Origin of the sequence: Mesorhizobium sp. BR1-1-4, assembly GCF_020165375.1 — a bacterium.
In the GTDB taxonomy this organism is placed as follows: domain Bacteria; phylum Pseudomonadota; class Alphaproteobacteria; order Rhizobiales; family Rhizobiaceae; genus Mesorhizobium; species Mesorhizobium australicum.
This window is the reverse complement of record NZ_JAIUIB010000010.1, coordinates 232,519-251,636: the sequence shown is the minus strand read 5'-3', so window position 1 is coordinate 251,636 and position 19,118 is coordinate 232,519. Positions and strand designations below refer to the sequence as shown.

12 protein-coding genes are annotated in these 19,118 nt (G+C 65.3%); 11 read left to right on the top strand and 1 reads right to left on the bottom strand.

The window, feature by feature from the left end; genetic code table 11:
- Window positions 1–5: 5 nt before the first annotated feature.
- On the bottom strand, window positions 6–1,616 hold the full coding sequence (locus LB571_RS22585; protein WP_015314356.1) for a phosphoenolpyruvate carboxykinase: 1,611 nt from the start codon (window positions 1,614–1,616) through the stop codon (window positions 6–8).
- 344 nt (window positions 1,617–1,960) lie between these two features.
- On the opposite strand from LB571_RS22585, the gene LB571_RS22580 reads away from it, so the two are divergent.
- The 11 genes from LB571_RS22580 (at window position 1,961) to addA (ending at window position 19,060) form a co-directional block, all read left to right on the top strand.
- A complete protein-coding gene (locus LB571_RS22580; RefSeq protein WP_010912942.1) occupies window positions 1,961–2,662 on the top strand; it encodes a response regulator transcription factor in 702 nt (233 codons plus the stop codon).
- An 83-nt stretch (window positions 2,663–2,745) separates the two neighbouring features.
- Window positions 2,746–4,530, top strand: a complete 1,785-nt coding sequence (locus LB571_RS22575) for a sensor histidine kinase (protein WP_318011727.1) — start codon at window positions 2,746–2,748, stop codon at window positions 4,528–4,530.
- A 24-nt stretch (window positions 4,531–4,554) separates the two neighbouring features.
- The gene (locus LB571_RS22570; RefSeq protein ID WP_224598077.1) at window positions 4,555–5,001 is read left to right on the top strand and encodes an HPr kinase/phosphorylase; all 447 of its coding nucleotides are present in this window, start codon (window positions 4,555–4,557) and stop codon (window positions 4,999–5,001) included.
- A gap of 164 nt (window positions 5,002–5,165) precedes the next feature.
- Window positions 5,166–5,567 carry a PTS sugar transporter subunit IIA gene (locus LB571_RS22565; RefSeq protein ID WP_140615127.1) on the top strand — a complete coding sequence of 134 codons (402 nt, stop codon included), beginning with the start codon at window positions 5,166–5,168 and terminating at the stop codon, window positions 5,565–5,567.
- Complete coding sequence (locus tag LB571_RS22560) at window positions 5,564–5,860, top strand: HPr family phosphocarrier protein (protein WP_015314359.1); 297 nt, start codon at window positions 5,564–5,566, stop codon at window positions 5,858–5,860. The genes LB571_RS22565 and LB571_RS22560 overlap by 4 nt, the downstream gene beginning before the upstream one ends.
- Window positions 5,861–6,051: 191 nt before the next feature.
- Window positions 6,052–7,452 carry an adenosylhomocysteinase gene (gene ahcY, locus LB571_RS22555; protein WP_140719127.1) on the top strand — a complete coding sequence of 467 codons (1,401 nt, stop codon included), beginning with the start codon at window positions 6,052–6,054 and terminating at the stop codon, window positions 7,450–7,452.
- A gap of 188 nt (window positions 7,453–7,640) precedes the next feature.
- On the top strand, window positions 7,641–10,181 hold the full coding sequence (locus tag LB571_RS22550; protein WP_224598074.1) for a sensor histidine kinase: 2,541 nt from the start codon (window positions 7,641–7,643) through the stop codon (window positions 10,179–10,181).
- Window positions 10,182–10,189: 8 nt separating this feature from the next.
- Complete coding sequence (gene tsaE / locus LB571_RS22545) at window positions 10,190–11,701, top strand: tRNA (adenosine(37)-N6)-threonylcarbamoyltransferase complex ATPase subunit type 1 TsaE (protein WP_224598071.1); 1,512 nt, start codon at window positions 10,190–10,192, stop codon at window positions 11,699–11,701.
- Window positions 11,702–11,703: 2 nt separating this feature from the next.
- On the top strand, window positions 11,704–12,426 hold the full coding sequence (locus LB571_RS22540) for a nucleotidyltransferase family protein (RefSeq protein ID WP_224598054.1): 723 nt from the start codon (window positions 11,704–11,706) through the stop codon (window positions 12,424–12,426).
- On the top strand, window positions 12,423–15,557 hold the full coding sequence (addB, locus tag LB571_RS22535; protein WP_224598051.1) for a double-strand break repair protein AddB: 3,135 nt from the start codon (window positions 12,423–12,425) through the stop codon (window positions 15,555–15,557). Before LB571_RS22540 ends, addB begins: the two co-directional genes overlap by 4 nt.
- The gene (gene addA / locus LB571_RS22530) at window positions 15,554–19,060 is read left to right on the top strand and encodes a double-strand break repair helicase AddA (protein ID WP_224598048.1); all 3,507 of its coding nucleotides are present in this window, start codon (window positions 15,554–15,556) and stop codon (window positions 19,058–19,060) included. The genes addB and addA overlap by 4 nt, the downstream gene beginning before the upstream one ends.
- Window positions 19,061–19,118: the final 58 nt, after the last annotated feature.

Genomic DNA, 19,118 nt, shown 5'->3' with positions numbered 1-19,118 from the left:
TGCGCCTATTCCGCCGCTTCCTGCATGTGCGGCGCCGCGCCGAGGACGGAGGCGTCGACATGGCTTTCGAACTTCTCGAAATTGACGGCGAACATGCCGACCAGCCTTGCCGCTTGCCGGTCATAGGCCGATTTGTCGGCCCAGGTCGATCGCGGATCGAGGATGGCGCTGTCGACACCAGGCGCCGCCAGCGGCACCTCGAAGCCGAAATTGGCGTCGGTGCGGAAAGCGCCTGCCTTCAGCGAGCCGTCGAGGGCAGCGGCGAGCAAGGCGCGCGTCGCCTTGATCGGCATGCGCTTGCCGGTGCCATGGGCACCGCCGGTCCAGCCGGTGTTGACCAGCCAGCAATCGGCGCCGTGGCGAGCGATGAGCTCGCGCAGAAGATTGCCGTATTCCGACGGATGGCGCGGCATGAACGGCGCGCCGAAACAGGTCGAGAAAGTCGCTTCCGGCTCGGTCACGCCCCTTTCCGTTCCGGCCACCTTGGCCGTGTAGCCGGAAAGGAAATGATACATCGCCTGCGCCGGCGTCAGCCGGGCGATCGGCGGCATCACGCCGAAAGCGTCGGCGGTCAGCATGATGATGTTCTTCGGGTGACTGGCGCGCCCGGTTTTCGAGGCATTGGGGATGAAGTCGAGCGGATAGGCGCAGCGTGTGTTTTCGGTGAGCCGGCCGTCATTGAAATCCGGCATTCCATCGGCGTCGAGTACGACGTTTTCCAGCACGGTGCCGAAGCGCTGCGTGGTGGCGAATATCTCCGGTTCGGCTTCCGCCGACAGCTTGATCGTCTTGGCGTAGCAGCCGCCTTCGAAATTGAAGATGCCGTGCGGACCCCAGCCGTGCTCGTCGTCGCCGATCAAGGTGCGCGATGGATCGGCCGACAGCGTGGTCTTCCCGGTTCCCGACAGGCCGAAGAAGATGGCGGCATCGCCGGCCGGTCCCTCATTGGCCGAGCAATGCATCGGCATCACGCCTTTCTCCGGCAGGAGGTAGTTGAGCATGGTGAACACCGACTTCTTCATCTCGCCGGCATAGGAGGTGCCACCGATCAGCACGATCTTGCGCGTCAGGTCGACGGCGATCACCGTTTCGGTGCGGCTGCCGTGGCGGCCGGGATCGGCGCGGAAGGACGGCAGGTCGATGATCGTCATCCCGGGCACGAAGTGTTCGAGTTCGGCCGCCTCGGGACGGATGAGCAGGTTACGGATGAACAACGAGTGCCAGGCAAGTTCGGTGATCACCCTGGTGGGCAGCTTTAGCTCCGCGTCGGCACCGCCGACCAGGTCCTGCACATAGAGGTCCTTGTCCCCGGCATGGGCCTGGAAATCGGCGAGCAAGGCGTCGAACTGTGCCGGCGAGATCGCCTTGTTGTTGTCCCACCAGACTTGCGGCTCGGTGGCGGCGTCGCGGACGATGAACTTGTCCTTGGGCGAGCGACCGGTGTGCTGGCCGGTCTCGGCGAGCAGCGCGCCATGCGCGGTCAGCCGGGCTTCACCGCGCCGGATCGCTTCCTCGTAGAGCGCGGCCGCGCCGAAATTGTAGCGCACCGTGCCAGAGGTTTTCAGACCGACACGATCGATCGCGCAGGCAGGATTGCGTTTGCCGACTTCCGACATTGGTGACCCTTCTCAAGATTTGCCGCATCTTTGCCGGCGTATTTCCGGCACACCCACTAAGCAGGCTAGGATGGTCAGAACCAGAAAAGCCAAATGATATCAAATCATTAATCGATTTAAATATTTTGAAAGTTGTTTAAATCGTTTATATATGCGAAAAGTTTCACGGTTGCCCAAAGGATTGGCGAGGTTCGTTCGTCCAATCCATGTCGAGGTCGGATTGTGGCCGGCGGCACCCCGCGCGTGACAGCGGTTAAGGCCTATGCCACATTTTGTACCTAATTTGTCCTGCAAAAGCCCCTTCTCTACGACAGAAGGGACAGCTCATGAGGGAGCCGCTTGAAATGGCAACAATCGCGCTTGTCGATGACGACCGCAACATTCTGACGTCGGTGTCGATCGCCCTCGAATCCGAGGGATATCGTGTCGAGACCTACACGGATGGTGCGTCCGCGCTGGAAGGCCTGGCGGCCAGGCCGCCTAATCTCGCCATCCTCGACATCAAGATGCCGCGCATGGACGGCATGGAGCTGCTGCGCCGGATGCGCCAGAAATCCGACCTGCCGGTGATCTTCCTGACCTCCAAGGACGACGAGATCGATGAATTGTTCGGTCTCAAGATGGGCGCCGACGACTTTATCCGCAAACCGTTCTCGCAGCGCCTGCTGGTCGAGCGGGTGCGCGCCGTGCTGCGCCGTGCCAGTGCCCGCGAGGCCGCGGCAAAAGCGCCGAGTCAGCAGGCCCGCTCGCTCGAACGTGGCCAGCTCGTCATGGACCAGGAACGCCATACCTGCACCTGGAAGGGTGAGCCGGTGACGCTTACCGTCACGGAGTTCCTGATCCTGCATTCGCTGGCGCAGCGTCCCGGCGTGGTAAAAAGCCGTGATGCGCTGATGGATTCGGCCTATGATGAGCAGGTCTATGTCGATGACCGCACGATCGACAGCCACATCAAGCGGCTGCGCAAGAAGTTCAAGGCTGTCGACGACGACTTCGAGATGATCGAAACCCTTTACGGAGTCGGATATCGGTTCCGCGAAGCGTAATTTGATGTATGTCGAGCAGAAGCGGTCCCTAGTGTGGGGCTGCGACATGCGTCAAACCTGGGACTAGCGGGAGCTGCTGTTCGATGGCAGTGGAAGGACAGCGAACAAGACCGGCGGGCGCCGCCAGGCGGCCGTCGCGCATCATGCCTTCCTTCGTGTCGAAAATCACGGTGCCGATGCGCCGCTTCCTCGGCCACCATATCTTTTCCAGCCTGACGCGGCGTATTCTTTTCCTCAATCTCGCCGGGCTGGCGGTGCTCGTCACCGGCATCCTCTATCTCAACACCTTCCGCGACGGGCTGATCGACGCGCGCGTCGAAAGCCTGATGACGCAGGGCGAAATCATCGCCGGCGCGATTGCGGCGTCGGCGACGGTCGAGACGGATTCGATCAGCATCGACCCGGAAAAACTGCTTGAGCTGCAGGCCGGCGAAAGCCTGGGGCCTGGCTCGGACCAACTCGACAATCTGGATTTTCCGATCAATCCCGAGCGCGTGGCGCCGGTCCTGCGGCGGCTGATCTCGCCGACCCGCACCCGAGCCCGCATCTATGACCGCGACGCCAATTTGCTGCTCGATTCGCGCCATCTCTATTCGCGCGGTCAGATCCTGCGCTACGACCTGCCGCCGGTCGAGGAGGAGGAGCCCGACCTTGTCGAGCGCGTCCAGAAATTCATCTTCGACTTCTTCCGCAACACCGACCTGCCGGTCTATCACGAACAGCCCGGCGGCAACGGCGCCGCCTTCCCGGAAGTGGTCAAGGCATTGACGGGCAGTCCGTCGACCATCGTGCGCGTCTCGGAACAGGGCGAGCAGATCGTCTCGGTGGCGGTGCCGATCCAGCGTTTTCGCGCCGTGCTCGGCGTGCTGATGCTGTCGACCGAAGGCGGTGATATCGACAAGATCGTCGCCGCCGAACGCAAGGCGATCCTGCGCGTCTTCGGCATCGCGGCGCTCGTCACAGCCATCCTGTCGATGCTTTTGGCGTCCACCATCGCCAACCCGCTGCGCCGGCTGTCGGCGGCGGCCGTACGGGTGCGTCGCGGCGTCAAGAGCCGCGAGGAAATCCCAGACTTTTCCGACCGCCAGGACGAGATCGGCAATCTGTCGATTGCCGTGCGCGACATGACCAACGCACTCTATGCGCGCATCGAGGCGATCGAAAGCTTCGCGGCCGATGTCTCGCATGAGTTGAAGAACCCGCTGACGTCGTTGCGCAGTGCTGTCGAAACATTGCCGCTGGCGAAGAATGACACCTCCCGTGCGCGCCTGATGGAGATCATACAGCATGACGTGAAACGGCTGGACCGCCTCATCACCGACATTTCCGACGCCTCGCGCCTCGATGCGGAATTGGCGCGCGAAGATGCCGGCACCGTCGACCTGAAGAAATTCGTCACCGACCTCGTCGCTGTTTCGCGTGAAACCACGCGCAACAAGAAGGCGGTCGAGATCGAGCTCAAGGTCGCCAAGCTGCCGCAGGGCGCCAAGGGCTATGTCGTCGTCGGTCACGATCTGCGCATCGGCCAGGTCATCACCAATCTGATCGAGAACGCCCGTTCCTTCGTCCCCGAGGACCATGGCCACATCAGCCTGTCGCTGGCGCGCGCCGGCAAGTTCAACATCCTGACCGTCGACGACAACGGTCCCGGCATCCGCGCCGACGCCATCGACCGCATCTTCGAACGTTTTTACACCGACCGGCCCGCCGGCGAGGCGTTCGGCCAGAATTCCGGCCTTGGCCTGTCCATCTCCAGGCAGATCGTCGAGGCCCATGGCGGTACGCTGACCGCCGAAAACATACCAGGCACCAAGCCCGGCGAGATCAAGGGCGCACGCTTCGTCGTGACGCTCCCGGCCGAGGGATGACCGCCAATCGCCAGGGATCGCGACGTGCGGCCTGACAACATACACGCCACGGCGCTGCTGATCGGCGAGAGCGGCATTCTCATCAGCGGCTCATCCGGGTCGGGCAAGACAACGCTGGCGCTGACGCTGATCAGCCATTGCCTGCAACGCGGATTGTTCTCACGGCTCGTCGGCGACGATCAGATCTTCGTCGAAGCCCATGCCGGGCGGCTGGTGTGCCGTGCGCCCGCCACCATCGAAGGCCTTGCCGAGGTGCCGGGACATGGGCCACGGTCCCTGCCGTTCGAACCGGCCTGCGTCGTCGATCTGCATGTGCGCCTGTTGCCGGCCGGCGAAATCGCACGCTTCCAGGAGGATGCAAGCGACGACATCGCCGGCTGTGCGGTGGCGCGCATCGATCTGGCCGAGCGCAATGTCGCGGCCGCCTTGCTCGCCGTGATGGCGCGGCTGTCGATCCCGCCTTTTCTATGATCCGCGCTGGGTTTTTTGCTGCAATGCGTCAAAATGGCGTGGGCCGGCGCAATTTTGGGCTTGTCAACGGGCCGCGCGTCGACAAGATAGCGCTCCCGCCGCCTGGATTGGCTGGCGAGCATAAAATGCGCCTGTGAAGCGGCGATGACGGGAGCCACCAAAGAATGATCGGACTCGTGCTTGTAACGCACGGTCAACTGGCCACCGAGTTCAGACATGCCGTCGAACATGTCGTCGGGCCACAAGACAATTTCGAAACCGTGGCGATCGGTGCCGACGACGATATGGAGCAGCGTCGCCGCGACATCGTCGACGCCGTCTCCCGTGTCGATACGGGGGCGGGTGTGATCGTGTTGACCGACATGTTCGGCGGCACGCCGTCCAACCTTGCCATCTCGGTAATGGAGTCCGGCCGCACCGAGGTGATCGCCGGCATGAACCTGCCGATGCTGATCAAGCTGTCGTCGATCCGCAAGGGCGACAACATGGCGGCCGCGCTCGATGAAGCGCAAGCCGCGGGCCGCAAATACATCAACGTCGCCAGCCAGCTTTTGAGCAGCAAATGAGTACGCTGTCGCCTGACAAGGACCAGATCGTCAGGGAGTTTCCGATCGTCAACCAGCGCGGCCTGCATGCGCGCGCCTCGGCGAAATTCGTCCAGCTTGCCAGCGGTTTCAACGCTTCGGTCCATGTCGAGAAGGACGGCGTCAAGGTCGGCGGCACCTCGATCATGGGCCTGATGATGCTGGCGGCCAGCCCTGGATACTCGATCCGCGTCACCGCCAGCGGCCCGGAGGCGCTAGAGGTCATGGACGCGCTGGAGCAGCTCGTCGCCTCCCGTTTCGGCGAGGAGTGCTGACCGGAAGTCAGCCCTCCGGGACATGCACGAATAAAGATTTCTTTATATCCCATTGTCGTGCGAAGCCCGATCTGCTAGTCAGGCCGGCAATTCGCGCCCTTCGACGCGCCGACCGGCGCGGGCGCATCCGCAACCAATTCGCAAGCCAAACGATCAATTCACAGCAAGACAATTCGCATCGGAGCACTGCCATGACGGGTAGCAAGGACTATGTGGTCGCCGACATCTCTCTTGCCGGCTGGGGCCGCAAGGAACTCGATATCGCCGAAACCGAAATGCCGGGCCTGATGGCCTGCCGCGAGGAATTCGGGGCCAAGAAGCCGCTCAAGGGCGCGCGCATTACCGGCTCGCTGCACATGACGATCCAGACGGCGGTGCTGATCGAGACGCTGAAGGTGCTCGGCGCCGACATCCGCTGGGCTTCCTGCAACATCTTCTCGACCCAGGACCACGCCGCCGCGGCCATCGCCGAGACCGGCATTCCGGTCTTCGCCGTCAAGGGCGAGAGCCTCGAACAGTACTGGGACTACACCGACAGGATCTTCCAGTGGGCCGATGGCGGCCTCTCCAACATGATCCTCGATGACGGCGGCGACGCCACCATGTACATCCTGATCGGCGCCCGTGCCGAAGCCGGCGAGGACGTGCTGTCCAATCCGCAGAGCGAGGAAGAGGAATATTTCTACGCCCAGGTCAAGAAGCGCCTGAAGGCTTCGCCGGGCTTCTTCACCAAGCAGAAGGAAGCGATCCGCGGCGTCACCGAAGAGACGACGACCGGCGTCAACCGGCTCTACCAGTTGCAGAAGAAGGGCCTGCTGCCCTTCCCGGCCATCAACGTCAACGATTCGGTCACCAAGTCGAAATTCGACAACAAATATGGCTGCAAGGAATCGCTGGTCGACGGTATCCGCCGCGGCACCGACACGATGATGGCCGGCAAGGTCGCGGTCGTCTGCGGTTATGGCGACGTCGGCAAGGGCTCGTCGGCCTCGCTCAAGGGCGCGGGCGCCCGCGTCAAGGTCACCGAGGTCGATCCGATCTGCGCACTGCAGGCGGCGATGGACGGCTTTGAAGTGGTCACGCTGGAAGATGCGGCACCGACCGCCGACATCGTCATCACCACCACCGGCAACAAGGATGTGGTTACCCTCGACCACATGCGCTCGATGAAGGACATGGTGATCGTCGGCAACATCGGCCATTTCGACAACGAGATCCAGGTTGCGTCGCTGCGCAATCTGAAATGGACCAACGTCAAGCCGCAGGTCGACATGATCACCTTCCCGGACGGCAAGCGCATGATCCTCTTGTCGGAAGGCCGCCTGCTCAATCTCGGCAACGCCACCGGCCACCCGAGCTTCGTCATGTCGGCCTCCTTCACCAACCAGGTGCTGGCGCAGATCGAGTTGTTCACCAAGGGCGAGCAGTATCAGAACCAGGTCTATGTGCTGCCCAAGCATCTCGACGAGAAGGTCGCACGCCTGCATCTCGACAAGCTCGGCGCCCGCCTGACCGAACTGTCGGGCGAGCAGGCCGCCTATATTGGCGTCACGCCGCAGGGGCCGTTCAAGCCGGAACACTACCGCTATTAACCAAAGCCGAATTTGCTACAAGATATTGATGCCGGGCGATTGACTTTTCGCCCGGCATTATTTTTGGGCCGAATGATTCTTCACGCCGATTCCAGCAGGCGCTATTGTTGTGATTCGCGGGTCCAGGGGCGAGGACCGGCGCACGCGTCAGGGCGGTCTTGCATTCAGGCGGCGAAGAGGACCAAGACATGCCGGGGGAAAACCCGCTTCACGCGGGACAGGCCGTTTCCGGCGGCCATCAGGATTCGGGGACCACTGGCTCGCGGCGCGCTTCGTGGCGTGGCCGCGCGGGGCTGCTGCTTGCCGGCTCCACACTTGCCGGTCCGCTGCTTGGCGGGGTTGCATGCGCCCAGGGCGCCGAAGTGGCGGCCGGCCTTTCGGTCAGCACGATCGAGGTCATGCAGCTAGCCGTCTTTGCCGGAGTGATGGGAGCGGCATTCCTTTCGGCCATCGTTCTCATTCGCGAACGCGCGCGCACCTCGGCGGAAAATGTCGAGCTGAGAAGCCGCGTCGCCGATATCAGCGCAGCGTTGCGACGTTCGGAAGCGCTGCTCAATCTGCGCGACCAGCGTGTGGTCGTCTGGGCCTCGGAAAACAAGAAACCCGAGCTCATCGGCACATTGCCGACCGAAAGCGGAGCGCCGGAGGAACGGGCCGCATTCCTCGCCTTTGGGCGCTGGCTGATGCCGCGCTCGGCGGCGGCACTCGAACATGCCGTGACGGGTTTGCGGGAAAAAGGCAGACCGTTCGACCTGGTGGTGGAATCGCAGGCCGGCGCTCCGTTGGAAGTGCATGGCCGAAAGAGCGCGGCCCATGTGCTGGTGCGGTTTGTCTCGCTGTCCGAGACACAGCGCAGCCAGGCCCGGCTCAAGATCGACAACCAGCGGCTGGCCGCCGACCATGACACGATGATCGGCCTGCTCGAGGCGCTGAAGATGCCGGCATGGCTGCGTGACGAGCATGGCCGGCTGAAATGGGTCAACCGGGCCTATGCCGACGCGGTCGAAGCCGAGAACGCTGAAGCCGCCGTGCGTGACGCCCAGGAATTCCTCGGCGGCCAGGCCCGCGAGGCCATCGCCGCCCAGCACAAATCGCATCCGGTGTTCGAGCAATCGCTTTCGACGGTGATCGAAGGCGACCGCCGCGTGTTTGCCGTGACCGACTTTGCCGGCGCCGACGGTTCGGCCGGCCTTGCCTGCGACACCAGCGCCATCGAGGCCATCCGCGGCGAATATGAGCGGACCGTGCGCAGCCATGCCGATACGCTCGATCAGCTCAACACGGCAGTCGCCATCTTCGACACGAACGAGAAGCTGCGCTTCTTCAACCAGGCTTTCCAGAAACTGTGGGGGCTCGACAGCGGCTTCCTGCACAGCGCGCCCGACAACGCCCTTTTGCTCGACCGGCTGCGCAGCGAAGGCAAGATCGCCGAACAGCCGGAATGGCGCCGCTGGAAGGAAGGCCTGCTCGGCGCCTATCGAGCGGTCGAATCGCAGGAACACTGGTGGCACCTGCCGGACGGCAAGACCATCCGCGTCGTCGCCAACCCGCAACCCAAGGGCGGCGTCACCTGGGTGTTCGAGAACCTGACCGAGAAGATGGATCTCGAAAGCCGCTACCGCACCGCGGTCCGGGTCCAGGGCGAAACGCTCGACAATCTGGCCGAAGGCGTGGCGGTGTTCGGTCCCGATGGCCGGCTGCGGCTGTCGAACCCGGCCTTTGCCACGCTGTGGGGGTTGGGCACGGAAGTCGCCAAGCCCAATGTGCACGTATCGACCATACGCGAGCTCTCAGATCGGCAGGCGGTCGAGAGCCCCTGGCCCGGCTTTGTCGCCGCCATCACCGGCTTCGACGACGAGCGCCGCGAGCGTCACGGCCAGACCGAGCTCAACAACGGCACCGTGCTGCGCTACGCGGTGATTCCGCTGCCCAACGGGCAAGTGATGATGACCTTCGTCGACGTCACGGACAGCGTCCATGTCGAACGCGCGCTCAAGGACAGGAACGAGGCGCTGGAGAAATCGGACCAGCTCAAGAACGACTTCGTCCAGCATGTGTCCTACGAACTGCGTTCGCCGCTGACCAACATCATCGGTTTCACCGAGCTGCTGTCGCTGCCGGCGACTGGCCCGCTGACGCAGAAGCAGCGCGAATATGTCGAACATGTCGGCTCGTCCTCCTCGGTGCTGCTGACCATCGTCAACGACATACTCGACCTGGCGACCGTCGATGCCGGCATCATGCAGCTCGACATTTCCGAGGTGCATGTGGACCGCACCATCGCGGCTGCCGCCGAGCTTGTCGCCGACCGGCTGGAGGAGCATTCGATCCGGCTCGCGGTCGATGCCGCCGCCGCGCCGAAGACGTTCCATGGCGACGAAACGCGCATCCGCCAGATCCTCTACAATCTGCTCAGCAACGCCGCCAACTACGCGCCGGAGGCCAGCACCATCCGGCTGGCCTGCCGTCAGTTGGCGGACGGCGTCGAGTTCTCGGTTCACGACGACGGGCCTGGCATGCCGCCCGATGTGCTCGATTCGGTGTTCCGCCGCTTCGAACCGCGCGCCAATGGCGGCCGCCGGCGCGGCGCCGGCCTCGGCCTGTCGATCGTCAAGAGCTTTGTCGAACTGCATGGCGGCGCCGTTCGCATCGAAACCGGCAAGGACAAGGGCACGACCGTCATCTGCACCTTTCCCGACATGCCGGGTATCCGCGCAGCGGCCGAGTAGCGCGCTCGATGACGGAACCGGTGCTGGAGCGTTTGCTCGCCGACGAGACCCAGACAGCCCGGCTGGGCGAGGATCTGGCGTTGGCGCTGCGCGTGGGCGACGTGCTGGCGCTCAAGGGCGATCTCGGCGCCGGCAAGTCGACGCTGGCAAGGGCACTGATCCGGGCGCTGGCCGACGATGCCGGTCTCGAAGTGCCGAGCCCGACGTTCACGCTGGTACAGAGCTACGATACCCGCGTGCCGGTTCACCATTTCGATCTCTACCGCCTGTCCTCGGCGACCGAGCTCGACGAACTCGGCTTCGAGGAGGCGCTGGCGCAAGGTGCCGCCCTGATCGAATGGCCTGAACGGGCTGGCGGCTACCTGCCCAAGGCGACGGTGCTGATCGAACTCGTCCAGCATGGCGAGGGCCGGCTGGCCCGATTGTCGGGGCAAGGCGCTACCTTCGACCGTATGGCGCGCTCGCTGGCCATGCGCGGCTTTCTGGAGAGCACCGGCTGGGGGCAAGCGCGGCGCCGGCACTTCATCGGCGATGCCTCGGCCCGCTCCTACGAGATCGTAACGCTTGCCGGCGAGGCGCCGCGCGTGCTGATGAACTCGCCGCGGCTGGTGCTCGGCCCGCCCGTGCGCGACGGCAAACCCTATGCCGTGATCGCCCATACGGCGCAGTCGGTGTCCGCCTTCGTCGCCATCGACCGTGCGCTGCTGGCCGCCGGGGTCGCGGTGCCCAGGATCGACGCGCAGGATCTCGACCAGGGTTTCCTGCTGCTCGAGCATCTGGGCTCGGGAGGTTTCCTCGACGGCAATGGCGAGCCGGTCGCCGAACGCTACGAGGCGGCGGCCGAACTGCTTGCCATGATGCATGGCAAGGCCTGGCCTCACCGCATGGAGGCGGCTCCCGGCGTCGTTCATGACGTGCCGCCCTTCGATCGCGACGCCATGCTGATCGAGGCCGACCTGCTGATCGACTGGTACGTGCCGGCGATATCGGGCGAGCCGGCAAGCGAGGCGCTGCGTTCCGGCTACCACAAGATATGGAATGCGCTTCTCGACCGGCTGCAAGGCAGCGAATACACGCTGATGCTGCGCGACTTCCACTCGCCTAACATCATCTGGCGCGGCGAGCGGTCCGGCCTCGACCGGCTCGGCATCGTCGACGTCCAGGACGCGCTGATCGGGCCTTGCGCCTATGACGTCGCCTCGCTCGCCATGGACGCCCGCGTCACCATGGCGCCCGAGATCGAGAAGCGGACGCTCGACGCCTATGTCGCCGCGCGTCATGCAGCGGGCGACTTCGACGAAGAAAGCTTCCTCGAAGCCTATGCAATCATGGCCGCGCAGCGCAATTCCAAGATTCTGGGCATTTTCGTGCGCCTCGAAAAACGTGACGGCAAGCCCTATTATCTCAGGCACCTGCCGCGCATCCGCGACTATCTCAGGCGGGCGCTGTCACATCCCGCGCTCGCCGACCTGTGGGATTTCTACAGCGCGCACGGGCTGCTGGAGGAACGAGCGCTGTGACAATGAAACCGGACACCGCCATCGTCCTTGCCGCCGGGCTCGGCAAGCGCATGAGGCCGATCACCGACGCTATCCCCAAGCCGCTGGTCCGCATCGCCGGCAAGACGCTGCTCGACTGGGGCCTCGACAGCCTGGCGGCGGCCGGCGTCGGCAAGGCGGTGGTCAATGTCCATTACCTTCCCGAACAGATCGTCGCTCATGTGGCCGCGCGCCGCGCGCCGCGCGTCGTCATTTCCGATGAGAGCGGCCGGCTGCTCGATTCCGCCGGCGGCATCGTCAAGGCGCTGCCGGAGCTCGGCCAGGAGCCGTTCTACATCCTCAACGCCGATACGTTCTGGATCGACCACGGCCCGCTCAATCTCGGGCGGCTTGCCCTTGCATGGGACGCCGCGAAAATGGATATTCTGCTGATGCTGGCGGATCTCCATCAGGCGACAGGGCACTGTGGCAGCACCGATTTCCTGGTGGAGCCGGATGGTGCCCTGCGGCGTTCGAAAGGCGATCCCGCTGGCCTGATCTATGCCGGCGCCGCGATCATCCATCCGCGCCTGTTCAAAAACGCACCCGCCGAACCGCATTCGCTCAATGCCTATTTCGACAAGGCGATTGCCGCCGGCCGCCTGTTCGGCATGCCGATGCATGGCCACTGGATAACCGTCGGCACGCCCGATGCCATTCCGCTCGCCGAAGACGCAGTGGCCGGCGCACTCATCGGATCGCAATGAGCGGCTCAAGCCGCGTTTTCTCCATTCCCTCCGGAGCGCCGTTGCTGCCGACGCTGGCCGAGGCGCTGCTTGACGGCCGCCTTATCCCCGGCTTTCGGTTCGACGGTGACCCCCTCGCTTTGGCCGATGTTACCATCTATGTGCCGACGCGCCGGGCCGCTCGTGCCTTGCGCGGCGTCTTCGTCGACAGCCTGAAGGCGCGTGGCGGCGGCGGTTCGGCGATCCTGCCGGTGATCCGGCCGCTCGGCGAATTCGACGAGGATGAGGCCGCATTCGAGACCGATCCAACGGCGGCAATCGATCTCGCGCCCGCGATCCCCGCCACCGAGAGACTGTTGCTGCTGACGCCGCTGGTGCGGGCGTGGAAACGCCGGTTGCCCGCCCATGTCGCGGCCCTCTTCGCCGAGGAGATCGTCGTCCCGGCCTCCACCGCCGACGCGATCTGGCTGGCGCGCGATCTGGCCGGGCTGATGGACGAGATCGAGACGGAAGGCACCGATTGGGCCAAACTTGCCGGGCTCGTCAGTGGCAACCTTGCCGGATGGTGGCAGGTCACGCTCGAATTCCTCGGCATCGTCACCGATGCCTGGCCGAAATTCCTCGCAGAGAGCGACCGCTCCAACCCAGCCGCGCATCGCAGCGCCCTGATCCGTGCCGAGGCCGCGCGGCTGCGGCGCAATCCACCCGCCGGGCCGGTCATAGCCGCGGGGTCCACCGGCTCCATACCCGCCACGGCGGAACTGCTTGCGACCATCGCCGGCCTGTCCGGCGGTGCCATCGTGCTGCCCGGGCTGGACCAGATGCTCGACGAAGCCTCCTTCCAGGCGCTCGTCGCTCCCGGCGCGCGTCCAGCCGTGCTGGGCCATCCGCAATACGGCCTGGCAAAGCTGATCGGCAAGATCGGCGTGCTGCGCGGCGATGTCGAGGAGATCGGTGCGGCCGAGCCGAAGCTCGCGCGCCGCGCCGCCCTTGTCGGCGAGGCGCTGCGGCCGGCCGAGACCACGGAATTGTGGGCGGAAACACGAAACGGGTTTTCAGCGTCCGATATCGCCGGCGCCTTCGCCGACGTGACGCTGCTGGAGGCGGCAAGCGAGCGCGACGAAGCCGTCGCGATCGCCGTCGCGCTCAAGCAGGCAGTGGAAGAACCCGGCCAAAGGGCCGCTCTCGTGACCGGCGACCGCGCGCTGGCACGCCGCGTCTCGGTCGAGCTCAAGCGCTTCGGTGTCGTTGCCGACGATTCCGGCGGCACGCCGCTGTCCAACACGCCGGCGGCCAGCCTGCTCAGGCTGGCGCTCGAAGCGGTGTTCCGGCCGGGCGATCCGGTCGGCCTGCTGTCGCTGCTCAAGCATCCCCTGCTTGGCCTGGGTCTGGAACGGGTCAACGTGCGCCACGCGGCGGAATTGGTCGAACTGGTGGCGCTGCGCGGCGGCACCGGCCGCCCTGACATCGCTTCGCTGCCGGATCTTTTCGAGGCCCGCCTCACCGGGCTAGGCGACGGCAGCCGGCCGCCGTTCTGGTTTGCCCGCCTGACCGTGCGCTCCATTGAGGTTGCGCGGACCCTTCTCGCACGCCTGGCTGACGCGCTGGCGCCGCTTTCGATCTTTCGCGGCCAGGCGGAGGCCGGCCTTGCCGCGCTGGTCGAAGCCAGCGTCGCTGCCCTGGAAAATCTCGGCCGTTCCGCCGACGGTGGTCTTGGCGAACTCTACGCCGGCGATGCCGGCGAAAAGCTCGCCGAACTGCTGCGCGGGCTGGTCGCGGCTTCGGCGCCGCTGTCGTTCGCGGCAATCGAATGGCCCGATGTGATGGAGGCGCTGATCGCGCCCGAGACCGTCAAGCCAGCGCAAGGCACCGACAGGAACATCGCCATCTGGGGTGCGCTGGAGGCGCGGCTGCAGGATGTCGACACGCTGGTCATCGGCGGGCTCAACGAAGGGGTCTGGCCGCGCAAGCCGGAGAGCGACCGCTTCATGTCGCGGCTGATGAAGACCGGCATCGACCTGGAACCGCCGGAGCGGCGCATCGGGCTTGCCGCGCATGATTTCCAGATGGCCATGGGCGCGAGACATGTGGTGCTGGCCCGCTCGGCGCGTGCCGGCGACGCACCTGCCGTGCCGTCGCGCTGGTTGCAGCGGCTGCTCACCTTCATCGGCAACGATCAGGCGGCGGCACTGCGCCGGCGCGGCGATGAGCTGCTTGCCTGGGCGCGCGCGCTCGACACGGGACCGAAGCGGGATTTCGCGCCACGACCGCAGCCGAAGCCGCCGCTTTCGGTTCGCCCGACGCATTTCTCCGTCACCGAGGTCGAGACGCTGCGCCGCGACCCCTACGCTGTCTATGCCCGGAGGATCCTTGGCCTGACGCCGCTCGATCCGCTCGTCCGCGATCCGGGTGCGGCGGAGCGCGGCACGCTGTTTCACGCCATCCTGCATCTCTTTTCGTCCGAGGTGGCCGACCCGCGCGCGCTGGACGCATTGGCCGGGCTCATCGCCGCCGGCCGCGCCTGTTTTGCCGAGGCGGCGCTTCCGGCCGATGTCGAGGCGGTGTGGTGGCCGCGGTTCGAAAAGCTCGCCGCCAACATCATCGAATGGGAGCGAACGCGCGCCGACGCGGTCATCCAGCGGCATGCCGAGGAGCGCGCCGGCAAGACTGTGGTCGGACAGTCCGGCGTAACGCTGTCCGGCTATGCCGACCGTGTCGACCTGCTGGCCGGCGGCATGGCGGACATTCTGGACTACAAGACGGGTTCCTCGCCTTCCAAGGCACAGGCCCATACGCTACTGGCGCCGCAACTGGCGTTGGAAGGGGCGCTGCTCAGGCGTGGCGCATTCAAGGATTTGGGCACGCGCGAACCGTCGCAACTGGCCTTCATCAGGTTGAAGCCGAATGGCGAGGTGTTCGAGGAGTCCATACTCGAACACAACCGCCAACCACGCACCGCCGCCGATCTTGCCGAAGAGGCCTGGGCGCGGCTGGAAAAACTGCTGATCCATTATGCCGACCCGGCGACCGGCTATCTGTCGCGCGCGCTGCCGTTTCGCGAAGGCGAAACCGATGGCGATTACGACCACCTCGCCCGCGTGCTCGAATGGTCCGCCGGCGGCGACGCCGGGGATGAGGGAGGGGAGGCATGAAGAAAGCCTATCCGATCCCGAGCGATACGGCTTCGAGCCAGGCGCGGGCCGCCGATCCCGGCAATTCGGCCTGGGTGTCGGCCAATGCGGGATCGGGCAAGACGCACGTGCTGGCCCAGCGCGTCATCCGGCTGCTGCTCAACGGCACCGATCCCTCGAAGATATTGTGCCTGACCTATACGCGCGCCGCGGCCGCCAACATGTCGAACCGGGTTTTCTCCACGCTGTCGGAATGGACATCGCTGGGTGATCTGGAGCTGGCCGCCAGAATAGAGGCGCTGGAAGGGCGCCGGGCCGATCGCGACACCATGCGCCGCGCCCGCCGCCTGTTCGCCGAGGCGCTGGAGACGCCTGGCGGGTTGAAAATCCAGACCATCCACGCCTTCTGCGAATCCGTCCTGCATCAGTTCCCCCTGGAAGCCAACATCCCCGCCCATTTCGAAATGCTCGACAGCCAGATGGAGGCCTCGCTTTTTGCCGCTGCGCGCCGCGAGATGATCTCCGCCGCCGGCGACAGGACTTTGGCGGAGGCCTTCGCCACTGTCCTGGAACGCGGCGGTGAAGCCGGTCTCGACGCCTTGCTTGGCGAGATCGTGCGCAAGCGTGACGGGTTGCGCCATTTCCTCGATGCTGTCGGGCGTGACGGCTTCCAGCCGCTGTTCGATGAATTCCATTTCCAGCCCGGCCAGACCGCCGAAGGCATAGCGGCATCTGTATGGCCGCTGCCTGGTTTCCTGCCGGACTATTTTGCCGGCTTTGCCCAGGCAGCCGAAGCCACCGACGCCAGGTCGGTGTTGAACAACATCCTGCCCTATGCGCGCCAGGCCTTCGCCGAGAGCGACCCTCTCCGCCGGCTGCAGTTGCTTGCAAGAGCCTTCCTCAAGACCGACGGCGATCCTTATGATCCGGCAAAGGCGTTCAAAAAGGCGCTCACCGACCGGCTGCCTGAGCTGGCCGAGCGCTATCTGTCGGCCGCCAGCGCCATCATGGAGACTGTCGACCGGCTGGCGCTATTCCGGATGCTGGAGGGCACCCGCGCGGCCCTGACCATCGCCGACTGGCTGATCGCACGCTACGAAGTGCTGAAGCGCGGCCGCGGCTTTCTCGATTTCAACGACCTGATCACCCGCACGGTGAATCTTTTGGCGCGGCCCGATGCCGGCCCATGGGTGCAATACAAGCTCGACCAGGGCATAGATCACATCCTGCTCGACGAGGCGCAGGACACCAGCCCGGATCAATGGGAGGTGGTGAAGCGGCTGGCGGAAGAATTCTTTGCCGGCTTCGGCGCCCGCGAGCGGGTCCACCGCACGGTCTTTGCCGTCGGCGACGAGAAGCAGTCGATCTACTCCTTCCAGGGTGCGGCACCCGACTCCTTCGCCGACAGCCGGTTGTTATTCGCCGGGCGTGTGCGCGATGCCGAAGCGTCCTTCGCCGACCTCAAGCTGACCTGGTCGTTCCGCTCCACGGACGATGTGCTGGCCGCCGTCGACCGGGTCTTTGCCGATCCCATCGTGCGGCGCGGCATCAGCCACGATCCCGATCCACTGAACCACAAGGCGATCCGCACCGATGCGCCAGGCTATGTCGAGGTCTGGCCGTCGATCGGTGCCGAGGCCGTCGACGAGCCCGACGACTGGGCGCAAGCGATCGACCATGCCCATGCGCCGGCGGTGCGGGTCGCCGAGAACGTCGCGGTCACCATTGCCGGCTGGATCGGCAAGGGCGAAATCATCGAGGGGCGTGGCAAGCGGCTGCGGCCGGGCGACGTGCTGGTGCTGGTGCGCAAGCGCGACAGCTTCGTCCACGCGCTGACCCGCGCGCTCAAGCGCCGCGACATCCCGGTTGCCGGCGCCGACCGGCTGAGCCTGTCGGGCCATATTGCCGTCAAGGACCTGATCGCGCTCGGCCACCTTTTGATCCAGCCGCAGGACGACTTGTCACTCGCCGCTCTGCTGCGCAGCCCGGTCTTCGACCTGCCGGAAGAGACACTGTTCACGCTCGCCGCGCAACGGCCGCCCGGCGTGTCGCTGGCGGCATCGCTGCGCCAGCATGCCGGCGAAAGCGAAACGCTCGCGGCGGTCGTCGCGCAACTCGACGGCTGGGCTGACGAGGCCGCCTTCAAGCCGGTGTTCGAATTCTATGCCGCCCTGCTGGCGCGCGATGGCGTACGCCGCAAGATGATCGCGCGGCTCGGGCCGGAAGCCGGCGATATCCTCGATGAGTTCCTGAGCTTCTGCCTTGCCGAAGAGCGGACTGGCCTGCCCGGGCTGGAAGCCTTCCTGTCGACACTGGAAAACGCCGGCCCCGAGATCAAGCGCGAGATGGACCAGACCCGCGATGAAGTCCGGGTCATGACCGTGCATGCGGCCAAGGGCCTGGAGGCGCCCGTGGTGTTCCTGGTCGACGGCGGTTCCGCCCCGTTCAGCGACCAGCATTTGCCGCGCCTGATGCCTTTCGACGGCTCTGGCCGACATTGGGATGGCAGGGGCTATCTCTGGCGTTCGGCCAGCGACGTCGCCAACGGCTTCTCGAAGACGGCCGCCGCTCGCGCCCGCGAACTCGCCGACGACGAGTACCGCCGGCTGCTCTATGTCGGCATGACGCGCGCCGAGGACCGGCTTATCGTCTGCGGCTATCACGGCAAGCGGGCGCCGAACGCCGGCACATGGCATTCGATCGTCAGCCGCGCGCTGAGCGGCGCGCCCGAAAGCGAACAGCGTCCGCATCCTGCCGGCGGGGAGCCTGTCTACCGTTTCCACATCACCAAACTGCCGCCGGTTGCGCCAAGTCCGGGCGAACAGGCACGGCAGGCCGATGCTTTCGGACCCTTGCCGACGACCCTGTTCAGGCCCTTGCCGCCTTTCGAGGACCTGCCGCGTCCCCTGTCGCCGTCGGGCGCCTCGGCGCTGATCGAGGAAGGCAAGGAAGCGGTGGTCGACAAGGCGTCGCCGGTGCTGGACGCCGCTGCCGAGCCGGGTTTGGCCGTGCTGCGCGGGCTCGCCCTGCACAAACTGCTGCAGATGCTGCCCGGCATCGCCGAGGACGCACGGGTGGACGCTGCGAAGCGTTATCTCTCCCGAACGGGTGCGGCGTGGCCTGAGGCCGAGCGTGAAAAGGCCCTGGCATCGGTCATCGCCATCCTTGCCGACCCCGGCCTCGGTCAGCTGTTCGCGCCCTCCTCGCGCGCCGAGGTCGCGATCATGGGCAGCCTGGAGGTCAAGGGCAAGATCCGCTCCATTTCGGGCAAGATCGATCGGCTGGCGGTGACCCCGAATGCGGTCTCGATCGTCGACTACAAGACCAACCGGCCCGCACCCGCCTCCCTGGCGGAAGTCCCGCCGGCCTATCTGCTTCAGCTCGCGCTCTATCGCGCCCTGCTGCAGCCGCTTTATCCCGGACGGGAGGTCAAGGCAGCCCTGCTGTTCACCGAAGCGCCAAGGCTGATCGAACTGCCGTCCCGGGCCATGGACGACGCCCTTGCCCGACTCACGGGAGCGTGACACAAGAACTGCTTGAAGAAGGGCGCGACAACCACCACATTTGGTGGGACGAAAAATT

Coding starts and splice junctions, on each gene's coding strand:
- LB571_RS22565 (WP_140615127.1), top strand. CDS start 5,166: ATGATCGGACTCGTGCTTGTAACGCACGGTCAACTGGCCACCGAGTTC.
- LB571_RS22540 (WP_224598054.1), top strand. CDS start 11,704: ATGAAACCGGACACCGCCATCGTCCTTGCCGCCGGGCTCGGCAAGCGC.
- addA (WP_224598048.1), top strand. CDS start 15,554: ATGAAGAAAGCCTATCCGATCCCGAGCGATACGGCTTCGAGCCAGGCG.
- tsaE (WP_224598071.1), top strand. CDS start 10,190: ATGACGGAACCGGTGCTGGAGCGTTTGCTCGCCGACGAGACCCAGACA.
- LB571_RS22560 (WP_015314359.1), top strand. CDS start 5,564: ATGAGTACGCTGTCGCCTGACAAGGACCAGATCGTCAGGGAGTTTCCG.
- LB571_RS22550 (WP_224598074.1), top strand. CDS start 7,641: ATGCCGGGGGAAAACCCGCTTCACGCGGGACAGGCCGTTTCCGGCGGC.
- LB571_RS22585 (WP_015314356.1), bottom strand. CDS start 1,616: ATGTCGGAAGTCGGCAAACGCAATCCTGCCTGCGCGATCGATCGTGTC.
- addB (WP_224598051.1), top strand. CDS start 12,423: ATGAGCGGCTCAAGCCGCGTTTTCTCCATTCCCTCCGGAGCGCCGTTG.
- ahcY (WP_140719127.1), top strand. CDS start 6,052: ATGACGGGTAGCAAGGACTATGTGGTCGCCGACATCTCTCTTGCCGGC.
- LB571_RS22580 (WP_010912942.1), top strand. CDS start 1,961: ATGGCAACAATCGCGCTTGTCGATGACGACCGCAACATTCTGACGTCG.
- LB571_RS22575 (WP_318011727.1), top strand. CDS start 2,746: ATGGCAGTGGAAGGACAGCGAACAAGACCGGCGGGCGCCGCCAGGCGG.